Here is a 1,683-nt window from a genome sequence, read left to right as displayed (position 1 = left end):
AAGAGGCGAACCGGGGGAACTGAAACATCTAAGTACCCCGAGGAAAAGAAATCAACCGAGATTCCCTAAGTAGCGGCGAGCGAACGGGGACCAGCCCTTAAGCTGGACAACTGGTAGGAGAAGGCTCTGGAAAGTGCCGCCATAGTGGGTGATAGCCCCGTATCCGAAACCTGAGTCCAGTGAAATCGAGTAGGTCGGCGCACGAGAAACGTTGACTGAACATGGGGGGACCATCCTCCAAGGCTAAATACTCCTGACTGACCGATAGTGAACCAGTACCGTGAGGGAAAGGCGAAAAGAACCCCTGTGAGGGGAGTGAAATAGACCCTGAAACCGTATGCGTACAAGCAGTCGGAGCAGACTTGTTCTGTGACGGCGTACCTTTTGTATAATGGGTCAGCGACTTATGTTCAGTGGCGAGGTTAACCGTTTAGGGGAGCCGTAGGGAAACCGAGTCTGAATAGGGCGAATTAGTCGCTGGGCATAGACCCGAAACCGGGCGATCTATCCATGAGCAGGTTGAAGGTGCCGTAACAGGCACTGGAGGACCGAACCCACTGTCGTTGAAAAGCCAGGGGATGACTTGTGGATCGGAGTGAAAGGCTAATCAAGCCCGGAGATAGCTGGTTCTCCCCGAAAGCTATTTAGGTAGCGCCTCGGACGAATACCACAGGGGGTAGAGCACTGTTTCGGCTAGGGGGTCATCTCGACTTACCAACCCGATGCAAACTCCGAATACCTGTGAGTACTATCCGGGAGACACACGGCGGGTGCTAACGTCCGTCGTGAAGAGGGAAACAACCCAGACCGCCAGCTAAGGTCCCAAAGTACCAGTTAAGTGGGAAACGATGTGGGAAGGCTCAGACAGCTAGGAGGTTGGCTTAGAAGCAGCCATCCTTTAAAGAAAGCGTAATAGCTCACTAGTCGAGTCGGCCTGCGCGGAAGATGTAACGGGGCTCAAACTGGTCACCGAAGCTGCGGCTGCATACTTTGTATGCGGGGTAGGGGAGCGTTCTGTAAGCCTGCGAAGGTGTGTTGAGAAGCATGCTGGAGGTATCAGAAGTGCGAATGCTGACATGAGTAACGACAATGCGGGTGAAAAACCCGCACGCCGGAAGACCAAGGGTTCCTGCGCAACGCTAATCGGCGCAGGGTGAGTCGGCCCCTAAGGCGAGACCGAAAGGTGTAGTCGATGGGAAACGGGTTAATATTCCCGTACCTTGGATAGCTGCGATGGAGAGACGGAGAAGGCTAGGTGAGCCGGGCGACGGTTGTCCCGGTTTAAGCGAGTAGGGAGTGGACTTAGGCAAATCCGGGTCCACAATCCTGAGACGCGACGACGAGTGCCCAAGGGCGCGAAGTCATTGATGCCCTGCTTCCAGGAAAATCTTCTAAGCTTCAGGCTATTCGAGACCGTACCCCAAACCGACACAGGTGGTCAGGTAGAGAATACCAAGGCGCTTGAGAGAACTCGGGTAAAGGAACTAGGCAAAATGGTGCCGTAACTTCGGGAGAAGGCACGCCGGTGTGTACGTGAAGCCCCTGCGGGTGGAGCGGAAGCCGGTCGAAGATACCAGGCCCCTGCGACTGTTTATTAAAAACACAGCACTCTGCAAACACGTAAGTGGACGTATAGGGTGTGACGCCTGCCCGGTGCCGGAAGGTTAATTGATGGGGTTAGCA

The 1,683-nt window shown here is 54.6% G+C and carries 1 rRNA gene; it reads left to right on the top strand.

The features are described from left to right. Window positions 1-1,683: ribosomal RNA gene (locus tag ABIE59_RS19905) — 23S ribosomal RNA — on the top strand; the annotation flags it as partial.

This window comes from Marinobacter sp. MBR-99 (assembly GCF_040547575.1).
Classification (GTDB): Bacteria; Pseudomonadota; Gammaproteobacteria; order Pseudomonadales; family Oleiphilaceae; genus Marinobacter.
The sequence above is the reverse complement of the archived record's forward strand: the minus strand, read 5'-3'. Positions and strand labels throughout refer to the sequence as shown.